General features: G+C 40.8%; 10 protein-coding genes and 2 pseudogenes. 6 read left to right on the forward strand and 6 right to left on the reverse strand.

Annotation, left to right across the window (positions count from 1 at the left end):
* Positions 1–460: 460 nt before the first annotated feature.
* The 3 genes from ABLB98_RS03950 (at position 461) to groL (ending at position 10,225) form a co-directional block, all read left to right on the forward strand.
* Entirely contained in the window at positions 461–8,032 is a 7,572-nt protein-coding gene (locus ABLB98_RS03950) for an Ig-like domain-containing protein (RefSeq protein WP_369028924.1), read from the forward strand.
* A 208-nt stretch (positions 8,033–8,240) separates the two neighbouring features.
* The gene (groES, locus tag ABLB98_RS03955; protein WP_000065579.1) at positions 8,241–8,531 is read left to right on the forward strand and encodes a co-chaperone GroES; all 291 of its coding nucleotides are present in this window, start codon (positions 8,241–8,243) and stop codon (positions 8,529–8,531) included.
* 59 nt (positions 8,532–8,590) lie between these two features.
* The gene (gene groL / locus ABLB98_RS03960; RefSeq protein ID WP_249570369.1) at positions 8,591–10,225 is read left to right on the forward strand and encodes a chaperonin GroEL; all 1,635 of its coding nucleotides are present in this window, start codon (positions 8,591–8,593) and stop codon (positions 10,223–10,225) included.
* 70 nt (positions 10,226–10,295) lie between these two features.
* On the opposite strand, the gene ABLB98_RS03965 is transcribed toward groL, so the two are convergent.
* Positions 10,296–10,670, reverse strand: coding sequence for a diacylglycerol kinase (locus tag ABLB98_RS03965; protein ID WP_087545482.1), 375 nt, complete (start codon positions 10,668–10,670; stop codon positions 10,296–10,298).
* A gap of 191 nt (positions 10,671–10,861) precedes the next feature.
* Between ABLB98_RS03965 and ABLB98_RS03970 the strand changes: the two genes are divergently transcribed.
* Together ABLB98_RS03970 and epmA are read left to right on the forward strand one after the other, a co-directional pair.
* Complete coding sequence (locus ABLB98_RS03970) at positions 10,862–11,929, forward strand: 4-phosphoerythronate dehydrogenase (RefSeq protein WP_348883681.1); 1,068 nt, start codon at positions 10,862–10,864, stop codon at positions 11,927–11,929.
* On the forward strand, positions 11,926–12,909 hold the full coding sequence (gene epmA, locus ABLB98_RS03975; protein WP_348883682.1) for an EF-P lysine aminoacylase EpmA: 984 nt from the start codon (positions 11,926–11,928) through the stop codon (positions 12,907–12,909). The genes ABLB98_RS03970 and epmA overlap by 4 nt, the downstream gene beginning before the upstream one ends.
* Positions 12,910–12,929: 20 nt before the next feature.
* On the opposite strand, the gene ABLB98_RS03980 is transcribed toward epmA, so the two are convergent.
* Positions 12,930–14,057, reverse strand: a complete 1,128-nt coding sequence (locus ABLB98_RS03980) for a helix-turn-helix transcriptional regulator (RefSeq protein ID WP_348883683.1) — start codon at positions 14,055–14,057, stop codon at positions 12,930–12,932.
* Positions 14,058–14,196: 139 nt separating this feature from the next.
* Between ABLB98_RS03980 and ABLB98_RS03985 the strand changes: the two are divergent.
* A pseudogene (locus tag ABLB98_RS03985) lies at positions 14,197–14,693 on the forward strand (IS5 family transposase); the annotation flags it as partial.
* Between the two features lie 14 nt (positions 14,694–14,707).
* Here the strand turns inward: ABLB98_RS03985 and ABLB98_RS03990 are convergent.
* The 4 genes and pseudogenes from ABLB98_RS03990 to ABLB98_RS04005 form a co-directional block, all read right to left on the reverse strand.
* A protein-coding gene (locus ABLB98_RS03990; protein ID WP_099714932.1) for an IS5 family transposase occupies positions 14,708–15,459 on the reverse strand; the annotation gives its coding sequence in 2 pieces (ribosomal slippage) (positions 14,708–15,123 and positions 15,123–15,459; 753 coding nt in all).
* Between the two features lie 161 nt (positions 15,460–15,620).
* Positions 15,621–15,782 (reverse strand): hypothetical protein, encoded by a 162-nt coding sequence (locus tag ABLB98_RS03995; protein ID WP_087536989.1) that lies wholly within the window; start codon positions 15,780–15,782, stop codon positions 15,621–15,623.
* Positions 15,783–15,877: 95 nt separating this feature from the next.
* Positions 15,878–16,879, reverse strand: coding sequence for an SUMF1/EgtB/PvdO family nonheme iron enzyme (locus tag ABLB98_RS04000; protein ID WP_348883729.1), 1,002 nt, complete (start codon positions 16,877–16,879; stop codon positions 15,878–15,880).
* Positions 16,876–17,964, reverse strand: a pseudogene (locus ABLB98_RS04005) (sulfatase-like hydrolase/transferase); the annotation flags it as partial. The pseudogene ABLB98_RS04005 and the gene ABLB98_RS04000, both read right to left, overlap by 4 nt.

The raw sequence follows: 17,964 nt of genomic DNA on the forward strand, positions 1-17,964 counted from the left end.
GTCAGAAAACAAGTATTATGCCATTATTTCAATGAGTTATCTTTTTTTGTCGTGTACAAAGATGAAAAATATAACTTATTAAATATCTTTAAATTATGAGTTCCGTACACTGATATAAAAATAAGCATATTAGACTTGATTTTTGAATGCTTGAAAAATATTAATATTTTAAATATCAGAATATTGTGTTGATTTTTTTTAAAATTATCAGTCGATTTTTAACTGGAAAAATCTCTTAATACAGGTCAGTCTATTCCCCATTTGAGGAATATAACTTCCACAAAAAAATACATAAAATCTTTTGAGAGTTGATGAAATTTTGCTCCCCCAAATTCTTCATTTGTAAGATATCAGAAAACTCTAAAACTGGAAAAAATAATCATTTTAAATAACATATACATACGCACAAAGTAATAAATATAAGTACTTTTGCGATTTCTGCATGCTGAAAGGTGACAAAATGACACGTATATATTTGGTGGATAAAAGTATTTATAAAACAACAACTAAATCTGAGGTCATAGCAACTGGGCAATCAACAGCAATTCCTTTAGATCAGCGCTTAATGGCAAAGTTTGAGATTCATCCAGAACAAGTCTCTTCAATTGTGCGGGTGGGAAATAACGCGGTTGTACATTTAATAGATGGTACGCAAGTTGTTTTAGAGGGGTTCTTTGTTCAGGAGCTTCTACAACTTCCCTTACAGGATGGGCAAAGCTTATGGGCAACACTTGTTGAGGATGAGGTTGCAGAGCAACCTGTAGATGATTATCTGGTACTGGATGGTGTGCCAGCCAGTGCGGTGCTTTCGGATAGTTCTGTCGTTGCTGCGGATAGTTTAGGTGCTGTTGCATCAGGTACAGGCGCAATTGCAGCAGAGAGTGCGATTGTTGCTGCAAGTACGGTGGCGACCGCTGGTTCTGTCGCTGCAATGACAATTCCAACCTGGGCCTTGGTTGCAGGTGGGATTGCTGGGGTTGGAGCAGTTGCTGCGGCAGCAGGAAGTGGGGGGGGCGAGGATAAAGCAGAACCACCGCGAGATACAACGCCACCCATTGCAGGAACGTTGTCATTTACGAATTTAATTGATACGGGTTTATCTTCTACTGATCGCATCACTCAGGATAAATCATTTGAATTAAGTCTGTCAGGACAGGAAGCCAATACAGAGGTCATTTATCAGCTTTCTAAAGATGGCGGTAAGACCTGGACAAATACCGATGCTGCACAAAAGAATCTAGGTGATGGCGTCTACCAGTTTAAGGCAATCGTGACCGATGTTGCAGGAAACAGTGCAGAGGTACTATCTGCCAAAGTAACCGTTGATAATACGGCACCAGTTGCAGGGGTGCTTTCATTTAGCAATTTAACCGATACAGGCTCGTCATCTAATGACCTGATTACACAGGACAAGGCTTTTGATCTCACTTTAACAGGACAAGAAGCTGGAACTACAGTTGTCTATCAGGTGTCTAAAGATGATGGAGCATGGACAACAACGACAGCAAACCAAACCAACCTGACGGATGGCGTGTATCAGTTTAAGGCAGTTGTGACCGATGTTGCAGGAAACAGTGCAGAGGTACTATCTGCCAAAGTAACCGTTGATAATACGGCACCAGTTGCAGGGGTGCTTTCATTTAGCAATTTAACCGATACAGGCTCGTCATCTAATGACCTGATTACACAGGACAAGGCTTTTGATCTCACTTTAACAGGACAAGAAGCTGGAACTACAGTTGTCTATCAGGTGTCTAAAGATGATGGAGCATGGACAACAACGACAGCAAACCAAACCAACCTGACGGATGGCGTGTATCAGTTTAAGGCAGTTGTGACCGATGTTGCAGGAAACAGTGCAGAGGTACTATCTGCCAAAGTAACCGTTGATAATACGGCACCAGTTGCAGGGGTGCTTTCATTTAGCAATTTAACCGATACAGGCTCGTCATCTAATGACCTGATTACACAGGACAAGGCTTTTGATCTCACTTTAACAGGACAAGAAGCTGGAACTACAGTTGTCTATCAGGTGTCTAAAGATGATGGAGCATGGACAACAACGACAGCAAACCAAACCAACCTGACGGATGGCGTGTATCAGTTTAAGGCAGTTGTGACCGATGTTGCAGGAAACAGTGCAGAGGTACTATCTGCCAAAGTAACCGTTGATAATACGGCACCAGTTGCAGGGGTGCTTTCATTTAGCAATTTAACCGATACAGGCTCGTCATCTAATGACCTGATTACACAGGACAAGGCTTTTGATCTCACTTTAACAGGACAAGAAGCTGAAACTACAGTTGTCTATCAGGTATCCAAAGATGATGGAGCATGGACAACAACGACAGCAAGCCAAACCAACCTGACGGATGGCGTGTATCAGTTTAAGGCAGTTGTGACCGATGTTGCAGGAAACAGTGCAGAGGTACTATCTGCCAAAGTAACCGTTGATAATACGGCACCAGTTGCAGGGGTGCTTTCATTTAGCAATTTAACCGATACAGGCTCGTCATCTAATGACCTGATTACACAGGACAAGGCTTTTGATCTCACTTTAACAGGACAAGAAGCTGGAACTACAGTTGTCTATCAGGTGTCTAAAGATGATGGAGCATGGACAACAACGACAGCAAACCAAACCAACCTGACGGATGGCGTGTATCAGTTTAAGGCAGTTGTGACCGATGTTGCAGGAAACAGTGCAGAGGTACTATCTGCCAAAGTAACCGTTGATAATACGGCACCAGTTGCAGGGGTGCTTTCATTTAGCAATTTAACCGATACAGGCTCGTCATCTAATGACCTGATTACACAGGACAAGGCTTTTGATCTCACTTTAACAGGACAAGAAGCTGGAACTACAGTTGTCTATCAGGTGTCTAAAGATGATGGAGCATGGACAACAACGACAGCAAACCAAACCAACCTGACGGATGGCGTGTATCAGTTTAAGGCAGTTGTGACCGATGTTGCAGGAAACAGTGCAGAGGTACTATCTGCCAAAGTAACCGTTGATAATACGGCACCAGTTGCAGGGGTGCTTTCATTTAGCAATTTAACCGATACAGGCTCGTCATCTAATGACCTGATTACACAGGACAAGGCTTTTGATCTCACTTTAACAGGACAAGAAGCTGAAACTACAGTTGTCTATCAGGTATCCAAAGATGATGGAGCATGGACAACAACGACAGCAAGCCAAACCAACCTGACGGATGGCGTGTATCAGTTTAAGGCGGTTGTGACCGATGTTGCAGGGAACAGTGCAGAAGCCTTATCTCCAATAATCACTGTAGATAATACTGCACCCGTAACTGGAACATTAGTTTTCGCAAATTTCAATGATACAGGTATTTCGGCTACAGATTACATCACCAAAGACCAAGCCTTTGACCTAAGTTTAACGGGACAGGAAGCAGGAACAACGGTCGTTTATCAGGTCTCTAAAGATAATGGTGTGTGGGTTAATACTGATATTGCACAAAGCAATTTGGTTGATGGCCGTTATCAATTTAAGGCGATTGTAACTGACAAGGCAGGTAATAGTGCAGAGACCCTGTCTCCAATTGTTGTTGTGGATAATACATCACCTGTTGCAGGAACCTTAACATTTAGCAATTTGAATGATACTGGTGCGTCAGCAATTGACCGAATTACTCAAGACAACAGCTTTGATTTGCAATCCTTACATCCAATCGTAATTGGAGAAGAAGCTGCGATTACTGATCATTATGAGGTTTCTACAGATGGTGGATTGACATGGATAACCACCACAGCACAACAGACAAATCTGGCAGATGGAACGTATCAGTTTAAGGCGATTGAAACCGATGTTGCGGGCAATATTGTAGAGACAGCTATTGAAACGGTTGTGGTGGATACCTTGAAGCCTCAAATCGCAACCGATTTATTCATCAGTGAAGATGGCTGGACTTTAACAGGCTTGACCGAAGCTGCTGGTTTAAAGGTAAATGTATTTGATCAAAATGGGTTATTGGTTGGAACTACTGAAAGCTATGCTAATGGTGAATTTAGTCTGCAACTCAACCAATCCTATGTTGATAATGAAGAATTCACGGTTGTATTGCGTGATCGTGCAGGAAACGAGAGTGATGAAGCGAATGTAGTTGCATTGGGTGATGTGACCCGACCTGAAGCTGCGACAGAGCTTAAACTTAGTGAGAGTGGTAGTGGTTCGGTTTTAACAGGTAAAGCGGAACCTCATGCCATCATTAAAATTTATGATCAGGATAATAACCTCGTCCATCAATGGAACAACAATGTTAATGCTGATGGCACATTTACCATTTATTTGAACCAGTATTATTTAAAAGGACAAACCTTAACGGTAACAGTGACGGATGCTGCCAATAATGTCAGTGAAAGTGCAACGATTGTTGCGCCAACAGACAATACGAATCCTGAACCGATTGATGAGGTTGTTTTTGATGAAAATGGTCTGAACTTTACAGCTCAGGCCGAGGTCAATAGTACGGTTAAGGTTTACGATACGAGTAACAACCAGGTCGGTACTGGATATGCGGACAGTGAGGGGAATGTTTCAGGCTGGTTTGATCATGTTTATCTAGATGGCCAGTTACTTACATTTATCGTATTTGACCGTGCTGGAAACCAAAGTGCTGAAGTGCCACTGAATGCGATAAATGATGACTCTATACCAGATCCAGCAACAAATCTTGTCTTGATCGAAGAGAATGGCGGTTCAGTCTTAACAGGTATAGCCGAACCGAATGCCACCATTCAAGTTTATGATCAGGATGATAACCTCGTCTATCAATGGAACAACAATGTCAAGGCTGATGGCACATTTGAGATTTATTTCAACCAGTACTATCTAAAAGGGCAAACCTTAACTGTCACTGTCACTGACCGTGCTGGTTTGGTCAGCGAAAAAGCCACGATTGTTGCGCCGTTGGATAATACTAATCCTGAACCAATCCAAAATATTGAGTTTAATGAGGATGGGCGTAACTTCACTGCAACAGCCGAAGCCAATAGTACGGTGAAAGTGTTTTATCAGGGTAATGAAGTTGGCAGTGGTTACACAGATAGTGAGGGCAAGGTATCTGGTTATTTCTATGAGGTATTTCTGGATGGGCAGGAACTTTCATTTATCGTTGTTGACCGTGCGCAGAATGAAAGTGACACAGTTAATCAAAATACCCTGACTGACCGTGATGCTCCAGCGGTTGCGACTGATCTTGAACTGATTGAGGGTGGTTTTGGTTCTATTCTGCTTGGCAAAGCGGAGCCGTACGCAACCATTCAGGTGACTGATGCCAATGGAAACTCACTCAATGCATCGTGGATAAATAACACTGTTCAAATAGATGGCACATTTAGAATCTATTTAAATGACTACTATCTACATGGTGAAACTTTAAAGGTTACTGTTACTGACCGTGCTGGTAATATCAGTGAAGTGGCAACAATTGATGCCCCAATTGATGAGCTTAAACCCGACCCACTGGATGTCAGTCATATTATTTTCAATGAAAACGGCTGGAATTTCACCGCAATTGCTGAAGCAAATAGCACTATTAAGGTGTTGTATCAGGGCAATCAGGTTGGACAGGGGTATACTGATAGTGATGGTAATGTTTATGGTTCTTTTAATCAGGTATTTCTGGATGGTCAGGAGCTCACCTTTATTGTGGTTGACCGTGCGGAAAATGAAAGTAATCCAGTAACCGCTATTACATTAAATGATGACATTGCGCCTCTAGCCGCTGAAAATGTCACGGTTACACCTGAAGGATGGATTTCTGGGGAAGCTGAGCCGAATGCAATTGTTGAAATTATTGACAAATATGGGGCAGTTATCACATCAACCTATGTGAATTATAATGGTTCATTTGGTCAAGGGATTAACCTGAGCCAATACCAGTCACAAGAGTTAAGTATTGTGGTGAAAGATGCCGCTGGAAATCGCAGTGATCCTGTCTACAAGATTTTGCCTGCATTGGTGGATACACCAGCGGCGGCGATTGACTTGGTGCTTGATGCCGAAGGGCATGTTCTGACAGGTATGGCAACGGCTGGTTTCTATATTGTGGTGACCAATGCGGCTGGTGAACGTGTCGATAGTGGTTGGTGGAATACACTGGTTAATGAGGACGGCACATTCAGTATTCAGTTAAATGACTATTATCTACAGGGGCAGACATTACAGATCCGTGTTTTTGACTCCTCTACAAATCAATATAGCCCAATTACTGAAATCGTTGCACCTTTGGACAATATTCTTCCTGTTGTTGAAAATGTCGTGATCAGTGAGGATGGCTATTCCGTTGCTGGACAAACAGAACCTAAATCAACCATTAAGATTGTGGATGCGGATGGTGATCTTCGAGGCGAATACCAAGTCGATGAGACAGGTTATTTCAATCTCAGTGTCTATCCACAAATCTTGCGTGGTGAACAGCTCTTTATTACCGCCACGGATTTAGCAAAAAACGTGAGCAACCCATTCAGCATTAGTTTTAATGCGGATAGCAATGCACCGAATCCAGCCGAAAATGTAGTGGTGTCTGAAAATGGCTTCTTTATTGAGGGCGATGCAGTACCAAATGGCTACGTCCGTATTGTGAATACACAAAGCAATGCGATTGGTAGTGGTACGGTGGATGAGTTTGGACACTTTAATATTCAGTTATATCTACCTCAGGCAAATGGTGAAGTCCTACGTGTTGTTGTGGAGGAAAATGGATACCAAAGCGCCTATACCGAAATTACTGCACCAATAGATAATGTTGTGCCTGAAGCGGCAACAGAACTCGTATTGGAAAATGGACAAATACTTTCAGGGCTGGCTGAAGCTTATTTAACCGTTAAGATTTTTGATGCTGACAATAATCAGGTTGGACAGACCACAGTAGATGCTAATGGAACGTTCACGACCTATTTATGGTATTCATACTGGCATGGTGAAACCTTGACTGTAAAAGTGGTTGATGGCAATCAAAATGAAAGTCCAGATAGTACTATTGTTGCGACGAATGATACGACAGCACCAGATGCAGCAACGCAACTTGCAATAAATGAGTGGGGTTATCTGACGGGCCATGCTGAAACCAATGCCACAGTCGAAGTGACCTATTATTTTGCAGATCAGGAACCTTATACCAATAGTGAAACAGCAGTGAATGAGGGGACTTTTGAAATCTATATGTATGACAATGCCACTTCATTTGATGTGACTGTGGTGGATCGTGCAGGAAACCATAGTCCGACTGTGACGGTGAACCAGACGGAAATTCCGCATATTACCGTAGACCAGTTTAGGGGAGATAATACCGATAATATCTATCAGGTGGATCATGCTTATGATTTTGTTCAGGAATATATTGTTGAACACTATGAGACCTATGAAGATGTGTGGGTTGAAGGCGGTTATTGGGAAAACCAACTGGTTGATCAGGGCTATCGAGATGTAGACTTTGGTGGCCATGACAAGATTATTAGCTCTGTCAGTTATAGCCTGGTAGACCACTATGATTCAGTTAATGATCCAACCAGTGCTGAGTCTTATTTGGAAAGTGGGCGTTATGTTGAGGATTTAGAACTGGTTGGTAGTGCGAATTTAAGTGCTACAGGCAATGGGCTGGATAATGTCATCACAGGTAATACAGGAGATAACATTCTGGATGGGCGTGGTGGGCACGATACTTTCTTTGGCGGCGCAGGTTCGGATACGGTCATCTATAACCTCTTGAACTATAGTGATGGGTTGGTCGATAGCTGGCAGGATTTCCATGTTGGCAATGTGCAGGAAGATTCACAGGCAGATAAAATTGATCTGAGTGAGTTATTAACCGATTATGCGGGTGATGGTTCAGCCGAGTCCTTGTCTGGCTTTATCAATGTGAGTCAGGATGGGGACAATACCGTGATCAGTATTGACCGTGATGGCGGTGCAAATGGCTATCCACAGGTTCAACTTGTAACCTTAAACCAGATCCATACCACTCTGGATGAGTTGTTGGCAAATCAGCAACTTATTATCTAGAAATCCTGCAAGATAAAAAAGAGATCAGCAATGGTCTCTTTTTTGTGTTTTTTTTAACCTGAGGTATCTTTTTTATAAAAAAAAATTCTTTTTACCCCTTGAAGCCATTTTTTTTAACCCCACAAAAGTGGCATATCAAATTTTGTTATGGCGCTTTTGTCTTGTCATAACAATTTATCAAAAAAGACTAAGTCTGATGGAGTTAATTATGAGCAACATTCGTCCATTACATGATCGTGTTGTGATTCGTCGTGTAGAAGAAGAAACCAAAACTGCTGGCGGTATTTTACTTCCAGGTTCTGCTGCTGAAAAACCATCTCAGGGTGAGGTGATTGCAGTGGGTAATGGTCAGATCACTGACAATGGTGTACGTGCTTTGGATGTTAAAGTTGGAGACAAAGTATTGTTTGGTACTTATGCGGGCACAACTGTAAAAGTAAATGGTGAAGAACTCTTGATTATGAAAGAGTCAGATATCTTGGCTGTGCTTGAAGGCTAATCGACACATAACTCACATTTATTATCAGATTAAGTATTTAAAAAGATTCGGAGTTTAATATGTCAGCTAAAGACGTAAAATTTGGTGATTCAGCTCGCTCAAAAATGATTGCAGGCGTAAACGTTCTTGCAGATGCGGTAAAAGTAACTTTAGGTCCTAAAGGCCGTAACGTTGTCATTGACCGTTCTTTCGGTGCACCACACATCACTAAAGATGGTGTAACAGTTGCGAAAGAAATTTCTTTAAAAGACAAGTTTGAAAACATGGGTGCTCAACTTGTTCGTGAAGTTTCTTCTAAAACCAACGACATCGCGGGTGACGGTACAACAACGGCAACTGTACTTGCTCAAGCAATTTTAAATGAAGGGATCAAATCTGTAACTGCAGGTATGAACCCAATGGATTTAAAACGTGGTATCGATATCGCAGTAAAAACGGTTGTTGAAAATATCCGCACCAATGCAAAACCTGCTGATGATTTCAAAGCAATTGAACAAGTGGGTTCAATCTCTGCAAACTCTGACACCACTGTGGGTAAATTGATCGCGCAAGCAATGGAAAAAGTAGGTAAAGAGGGTGTGATCACTGTAGAAGAAGGTTCTGGCTTCGAAGATGCTTTAGACGTTGTAGAAGGTATGCAGTTCGACCGTGGTTATATCTCTCCATACTTCGCGAACAAGCAAGATACTTTAACTGCTGAACTTGAAAATCCGTTCATTCTTCTTGTTGATAAAAAAATCAGCAATATCCGTGAATTGATTACCGTATTAGAAGCGGTTGCTAAAACAGGTAAACCACTTCTCATCATTGCAGAAGATGTTGAAGGTGAAGCGCTTGCTACACTTGTTGTGAACAACATGCGCGGTATTATCAAAGTATGTGCGGTTAAAGCACCTGGTTTTGGTGACCGTCGTAAAGCAATGCTTCAAGACATCGCGATCTTGACTGGCGCGACTGTAATTTCTGAAGAAGTCGGCATGTCTTTAGAGCAAGCTTCTCTTCAAGATTTGGGTACTGCACACAAAATTACTGTATCTAAAGAAAATACAGTGATTGTTGATGGTGCGGGTAATGCTGAGCAAATCGCTGAGCGTGTACAGCAAATCCGTGCTCAAATCGAAGAGTCTACTTCTGAATACGACAAAGAAAAACTTCAGGAACGCGTTGCTAAATTAGCTGGCGGTGTTGCAGTTATCAAAATTGGTGCAGCAACCGAAGTTGAAATGAAAGAGAAGAAAGATCGTGTTGACGATGCACTTCATGCAACTCGTGCAGCAGTTGAAGAAGGTGTTGTAGCAGGTGGTGGTGTTGCACTGGTACGTGCTGTAAACGTATTGGATGGCTTAAAAGGTGCAAACGAAGATCAAACTGCGGGTATCAACATTTTACGCCGTGCGATTGAAGCGCCACTTCGTCAAATCGTTTCGAATGCTGGTGATGAGCCATCAGTTGTCATCAATGCAGTTAAAGCGGGTGAAGGTAACTTTGGCTATAACGCTGCAACTGGTGAATATGGCGATATGTTGGAAATGGGTATTCTAGACCCAGCGAAAGTAACGCGTTCTGCACTTGAGCACGCAGCTTCTGTTGCTGGTTTAATGTTGACAACTGAATGCATGATTACTGACATTCCAGAAGACAAACCAGCTGGTCCAGATATGGGCGGTATGGGTGGTATGGGCGGAATGATGTAATTACATCTTCTTCCTAGATTAAAAAAATCCCTGCTAATGCAGGGATTTTTTATTTAGAATTTATAATGACTTATCGAAATAAAATAATCATCCATGTAAAAAATATAATCGCAAGAGAAACAAATTGAGCAGCACTGCCCATGTCTTTTGCATTTTTAGAAAGTTGGTGTTTTTCTAAAGAAATACGATCAACTACAGCTTCAATTGCTGAATTAAATAGTTCAACAATAATTGCAAGCAAACAAACAGCCACCATGAGTGCTTGTTCTAGGGCTGAGACATCAACAGAAAAACTGATTGGGATCAAAATTAAATTAAGCAAAAGGACTTGTCTAAAAGCGGCTTCATGGCTAAATGCAGCTTTAAACCCTGCAAGGGAATAGCCTGTTGCATTAAAAATACGTTTGATACCACTTTTGCCTTTGTAGGGAGAGTAAGGCGTCATAATAAAACTGCTTATGAAGAAAACACTACTATTATAAAATTAAAAGTAAGACAGAGGATTGGCAATAAGTCGCATGATTGCATCAAAAATGTAGTGTTTCTCGACATTTTAACTGGAACTTTCAGATTTGATTTGTCAATTTCCTTTGCGCTAAGGATAATAAGCACATACAAATCGATGGAAAGAATTGCATGAAAATTATCGCAGATGAAAATTTGGCATTTACCGATTATTTTTTTGCAGATTTTGCTGAAATACAGCATAAAGCAGGGCGCACATTGACTCATAATGATGTCCAAGATGCCGATGCACTTTTGGTTCGCTCGGTGACTAAAGTGAATCATGCCTTAATTGATCAGACCAAGCTTCAATTTGTGGGCAGTGCGACAATTGGTACAGATCATCTTGATATTCAAGCTTTGGAACAGCAGCATATTGCATGGAGTAATGCTGCGGGCTGCAATGCGCAAGCCGTTGCTGAATATGTGATTACTGCTTTATTGCATTTGAATATCGACTTATTAGAACAAGAGAAAGCTTTTACATTAGCAATTGTTGGCTTAGGCAATGTAGGGAGTCGACTCGCAGTGATGGCTCAATTGTTGGGTTGGAATGTGATTGGCTATGACCCTTATGTGCAATTAAGTCATATTGAAAATGTTTCTTTTCATGAGTTATTAAAACAGGCTGATGCGATTTCAATTCATGTCCCCTTAACCTTAGCTGGTGATTATCCAACACAACATTTGTTCAACGATGCTTCATTTGCTGCAATGAAAGCATCCGCAATTTTGATTAATAGTGCGCGTGGTCCAGTGATTCAACAATCTGCATTGATGAACGATATTAAAAAAAACAACCGTAAAGTTGTCTTGGATGTCTTTGAGTTTGAACCAGAGATTCCAGCGCAATTGCTGAATTTATTGGCTTTAGCCACCCCGCATATTGCAGGGTATAGCCTTGAAGGCAAAGCGAGAGGAACGCAGATGATTTATGAGGCATTTTGCGATAAATTTTCTTATGAAGCCTCAAAGCGTTTTGAGAGTCAATTGCCTCAGGTGGAACAATATTTCGGGCAGCAGGATTTAAAAGCTGTGCTTAAACAACATCTTACTCAGATTTACGATATTGCTGAAGATGATAAACAATTAAGAGCTTGTGTTCAAAATGCTAAAGTTGAACAAAAAGCATTTGATTTACTTCGTAAAAATTATCCTTTACGCCGTGAATGGGCGGCACACGGTGGACCAAAAGCATGAGCCAAGATATGAAATCCTATCAACCGACTTGTTCTATTGAGGCATTAAAAGCACGTGCAGAGATGTATCAAAAGATTCGTCAGTTTTTTGCTGAGCGTAAGGTATTAGAGGTTGAAACACCTGTTTTGTCTCAAGCTGCTGTAACCGATGTTCATTTGGCATCTGTACAAGTACAACGTCATATTCATGGCAAATTAAATACTCAGTACTTACAGACTTCACCTGAATTTCCAATGAAACGTTTATTGGCCAGTGGTAGTGGAGCAATTTATCAAATCTGTAAAGTATTCCGTGATGATGAGCATGGGCGTAAGCATAATAGTGAATTTACCATGCTGGAATGGTATCGACCTGGTTTAGATTTAAAAGGTTTAATGCATGAAACAGCAGATTTACTAGAAGTGTGTTTGGCACATCGTTTTGGTGAAGTCCGTCCGTATATTTTGAGTTATAAGCATGCTTTTCAAGATCGTTTAGGTATTAATCCTTTACAAGCGAATTTAAAGCAACTTAAAGAAACTGCTAATCGTGTAGGACTCAATCTTGATTTAGGAAATGATCGCTTGGGTTATATGGATTTATTGTTTTCGCATTTCGTTGAACCAAGTTTAGGCTTTGATGCACCTGTATTTTTAACTGATTTTCCGCCTGAAATGGCATCGTTGGCTAAGGTGAAAACAGATGAGGATGGTGAATTAGTCGCAGCACGCTTCGAGGTATACATTGAGGGTTTAGAGCTTGCCAATGCCTATGATGAGCTTTTAGATGCCAAAGTTTTATCTGAACGTTTTGACGCCGATAATATCGAACGTGCTCAACAAGGATTACCCGTCATTCCAACGGATCAACACTTGTTAGCAGCTTTACCCCACATGCCAGAATGCTCAGGGATTGCACTTGGAATTGATCGTTTACTGATGGTTGCGATGAATAAGATGAAAATTGATCAAGTGATTACTTTCCCAGCGGAGATTGCTTAGAAACTTTCATCTTTACATGCTTATAAAAACTGCATCAATAATTGAATTAACTCACTTTGTCGATGCGTTTTGGTTTTCTTGAAAATCGCTTGTAGATGTTTTTTGACAGTATCAGCCTGAATATCGTGTGAGAGAGCAATTTCTTTGGTGGTTTTACCCTCAAGTAATTGCTCACATATTTTGTGTTCTACAGGTGTGAACATAAAAAGCTGAGTACATATTTCTCGTTGATATTTAGGTTTGTGTTTTAAACCAGAAAATGTGGCGAGTAAAACTGGACGTAGACCAAAAATCTTGTGTGTTTTTTCTGGACTTAATAAATCCAGTGTTAAAAATAAATGATCATCAACCATCATAATTTTACTACGTTCAGCGTAGCTTAAATCATGATGACGTTTATGTAGGCGTTCTAGCTCAATCAGGTTTAACTCAAATTGTTGTTGGCTACTTTCATTGAATGCAAAACGACGTTGTTTGATTTGGATCAATTTACTATTTTCCAATAGCTGTTTTGCTTCTGTATTCAATTCAAGAATATCGCCATTCAAATTAATAATCGCAATGGGCTGATTCATTTTTTGAATTAATTGGGACCCGAGTAAGGTCATTGTCGAGTATTCAAAATGATGTCGATATTGTTGAATTTTTTGCTGTAGTATCGGTAATAATTCATAAATCGGTTGTAATTCAGAACAACTCAAAGCACCTCGTTCGGGGCTAGTCAAAAATGAAAGTATGATACAAACTTTATGATCATAAAGAATTTGTATTGCTGAACAAAAACGTAAATTTAGAGGTTTTAATACTTGTTGATAGACTTGAGTTTGAAGAATTTCATCTTCTGTGAAATGTTGAAAACAATGCATCCAACCTTGCATTGGAGCCACTAACATTTTGTTTAAGCGAGGATCATCATCTATATCTAAACGAATTTGTTTTAGTGCGGCTTGTTCAAGTTGATGTTCATCAAAATCAACGCCATGATGAACACTAAAAGATAGCGCTTGTACTTCAAGATCAACGGCGAGTAGTTGAGAGGCTTGTAGATTAAAATGTTGATTCAGTTGTTCTAATAAAATAATCCAATCATCAGCATGCTGCACCTTATTCAAGATTTCCATGACAGTGCTTTGTTGGCTTAGATCCATTCAAAAATCCCATTAAAATAAATAGAATACATTTCTATGTAGTTTATATGGGTTTTGATGAAATGAAATCAGTAACTGAAATATATTCTAGGGCTTGTTGAGAATTAACAAAGGCAACTGATTAATTTATAATAGTACTATGGATAGATACATACTTACTGATGCCCAATGGGCAAAAATGGAACCTTTTTGCCTAGGTAAAGTGACCGATCGAGGTCGTAGTGGAAAAGATAATCGATTATTTTTAGAAGCAGTTCTATGGATTGCCCGTACAGGCAGTCCATGGCGTGATCTACCTGCTCATTTTGGTAAATGGAATACCGTCTTTAAAAGATACCGTGATTGGGTGAAAGCTGGTGTATTTGAAGCTATTTTTGCATCTGTAAATGAAGATGTTGATTTGGAATACGCCATGATTGATGGAACGATTGTTAAAGTTCATCGACATGGCCAAGGTGCAAAAGGGGGACTTTCAAACAGTCTATAGGTAAATCTCGAGGTGGAATGACCTGTAAAATTCTTGCCTTAGTGGATAGTCTAGGCAACCTCATTAAGTTTCGATTAATGCCTGGTCAATATCACGATTTAGTAGAAACCAAACCTTTAATCGAAGATGTTGATTTTCAAGCATTACTAGGGTCTGTTGAGAATTACCGAGAGTTAATTAAACTCGCGCACAATTGAATCATGGCTTCAAAACTCGTATCTGTTTTACAACTACGCATCGCTATACGTTTAAATTCTTTTAACTTACAGAAATAGTTTTCAATGAGATGACGCCATTTATACATAATCGTATCAAATGCTCTCATTACTTTTCGATTAGATTTAGGTGGGATCACCACTTTCACTTTACGTTCATTGAGTTCTTGGATGAGCCAATCTGCATCAAATGCTTTATCCGCTAGTAATGCTTGAAAATCAACATCTTCGATTAAAGGTTTGGTTTCTACTAAATCGTGATATTGACCAGGCATTAATCGAAACTTAATGAGGTTGCCTAGACTATCCACTAAGGCAAGAATTTTACAGGTCATTCCACCTCGAGATTTACCTATAGACTGTTTGAAAGTCCCCCTTTTGCACCTTGGCCATGTCGATGAACTTTAACAATCGTTCCATCAATCATGGCGTATTCCAAATCAACATCTTCATTTACAGATGCAAAAATAGCTTCAAATACACCAGCTTTCACCCAATCACGGTATCTTTTAAAGACGGTATTCCATTTACCAAAATGAGCAGGTAGATCACGCCATGGACTGCCTGTACGGGCAATCCATAGAACTGCTTCTAAAAATAATCGATTATCTTTTCCACTACGACCTCGATCGGTCACTTTACCTAGGCAAAAAGGTTCCATTTTTGCCCATTGGGCATCAGTAAGTATGTATCTATCCATAGTACTATTATAAATTAATCAGTTGCCTTTGTTAATTCTCAACAAGCCCTAGTTTTATTTATACAATTTGATGAGATGAATTATTTGAAAGAAAAAATTGAATAAACTTTATCATTTGATAAAAATGCCTAAGCCCTATCAAAGCCTAGGCGAGATTGAATTTAACAACGTCCTTTTTTAGCCTGTCCTGGAGGACAAAAATCACTATGGCCATCATGGTGGTTGTCTGGATCAACAATCACACTGCCATGAGGGGTATGCACGGCACAGGCCGATAAGCTAAATGTGATTAAAGTACTGAAGCAAAGCAGTATTATTTTCATCATTGCATCCTCTTTTTATTGCTTTCTCATTTACTTTAAATTGATCCTCACTTTTCGACTAGCGTAATGACGCATGTTTTTAATAGAGATTTGTATCATTCGACTGTACGTAAAATAGTTCTAAATCCCACATGGGTTGCTGCCAAATCAAATTCTTGTGGATAACGACTACTGTTTCGATAGCGTGCGCAAAAGTTGGAGGCACATAGAAAAGAACCACCTTTGAGTACATATTGCGTTGCGGTGCTGTTTTGTTGACGAAGTTCCGCATAATTGCCCATGTGCTGATCATGTGCGCCGCGATAAGCAGAAGAGGTCCATTCCCAGACATTGCCAATCATATCGAATAACTTAAAAGCATTGGAAGCATAACAGCCGACAGGCGCCACACTTTGGAAATGATCTTCAACCGTATTATCGAAAGGAAATTCACCTTGCCAATAATTGGCTTGTGGATGTTGATGCGTATCTTGTGGCGCTTGGTGTAAAGGAGTATCACTTTTCGAACCTGCTTTGGCGGCATATTCCCATTCTTGCTCTGTAGGTAAGTCCCGACCTAACCAAACGGTATAGTGTTCAGCATCATTTTTAGTGACATAGCGAACAGGTTCAGACGGTAATGGAGGCTGACCCTGAGCACCATTCGGCGTTTTCCATGTGTAATCTGATTTCAACTGCCACCATTGTTTTGGGTTGTCCACATCAGGTGAAAATACTGCAGCCTGTTTCTGCTTTTCTGCATCAGTGATATAGCCTGTGGCTTTGACAAAACTGGAGAATTGAGCAACTGTCACCTCGGTTTGGTCAATCCAAAAACCTGTTACTTGGCGTTGTGCTTGGCCAAAATTCAATTCATCAGGGTAGGCTAAGTTTGAACCCAGTTGAAATGAACCTTCAGGAATCCAGACCATACCTGCAGTTTTACTGTTTTGCCATGCCTCAGGTAAGCCCGAATACTGTTGGCATTGCTGTAATGAGCCCAATGGAGCCAAGGTGCTGTTTTGTCTATGTGATTGAGTGGTAGCAGACTTAACTTTGCTACAGCCTGTCACGAGGGACAGACTGATCAGTGAAACTAAAATGCATACCCATTTCATTTAAGGAAATATTCCTTAACCCCATTTTGCTGGGTATATTGATTATATACATTTATCAGCTCTTGTAATTTGGCTGGATTATCTTGAGCAAGGTTTTGCGTTTCGCCTCGATCATTTTTGAGGTTATACAATTCCCATGCACCTGTTCCGAGTTCTGATTTACCTTGTAATGCAATTTTCCAGTCCCCTTGACGGGCATATTTACTGCCATGTAATTCATCGGCAAAGCTAAAGTTAACGGGGCGGATCGCTTGCGCTTTATTGTCGAGTACAGGTTTCCATGAATAGCCGCTTGGCGTATTGATTTGACGGCCTTTGTATTGACCTTGTGGGACGGCAATATTTGCGTAGTCGAGCACGGTTGGGAACACATCCAAGACTGAGGCAAAACCATGATGCGTGCCTTGGGCTTTGCTTTGATAAGGGAGCTTCACAATCGCAGGTGCTGTGGTTGCACCTTCACCTGCAGTATCTTTCCATAGATGGAATGGCGCAGCACTGACTTCCGCCCAACGTGGTCCAACATAGTGATAAGAGCTTGATGTCCCCAGGTTATTCACGCCGTTATCAAAACCTGATTCAGCACCGTAATTGCCACGGATAAAGCCTTCTGCACCATTGTCTGAGACAAAGGAGATTAATGTATTGTCATATAGATTATTGCGTTTTAAATATTGAATCACCCGACCAATATTGGCATCCAGATTTTCGACCATGCCTGCATAGATTTCCATTCTGCGTGCTTCTAGCACTTTTTGCTCGGTTGAAAGTTCATTCCACTTGCCATATTTTTGCGGTGCATTTTGCGTGGCGATTGGTTCAGCCGCCTTAAAGTTGGCTGGAATTAATCCGAGTTGTTTTTGGCGAGCTATACGCGCATCGCGAATCACATCATAGCCTGCGTCATAAACACCGCGATAACGATCGCGATATTCAGCGGGTGCTTGTAAAGGCCAATGCGGCGCGGTGTAAGCAGCATAGGCAAAGAATGGCTTGCCTGAGTTTTTACCTGACTCAATATAACTGATCAATTTGTCTGTGAAGTAATTGGTAGAGAAGAAATCATCGGGTAAGGATGAAATCGG

It is taken from the genome of Acinetobacter yuyunsongii (assembly GCF_041021915.1).
Taxonomy (GTDB): Bacteria; Pseudomonadota; Gammaproteobacteria; order Pseudomonadales; family Moraxellaceae; genus Acinetobacter.